1 protein-coding gene is annotated in these 244 nt (G+C 39.3%); it reads left to right on the forward strand.

What is annotated here, in order from left to right:
• Positions 1 to 35: 35 nt before the first annotated feature.
• A partial coding sequence (locus Q4528_RS15470) for an ATP-binding protein (protein WP_368506742.1) occupies positions 36 to 244 on the forward strand: 209 nt, incomplete at its 3' end.

Genomic DNA, 244 nt, shown 5'->3' on the forward strand with positions numbered 1-244 from the left:
GCTTAACGAATTGCCTCGAATACGTTGTCAGTTTATTGCAGCAGGAAGCAGAAAATAAGCAAATCACGATTTATACTAACTTTCCTGAAGAGCAAGTTCAAATCATGGGGGAAGACGTTAGGTTGAAACAAGTTTTCCTCAATTTGGTGAAAAATGCGATGGAAGCGATGCCTGATGGAGGAGAAATTCGCTTGAAGCTTGTTAATGATGGTGATTGGACAACTATTCATATTATGGATAGAGG

It is taken from the genome of Staphylococcus pasteuri, assembly GCF_030547725.1.
Lineage (GTDB): Bacteria > Bacillota > Bacilli > Staphylococcales > Staphylococcaceae > Staphylococcus > Staphylococcus pasteuri.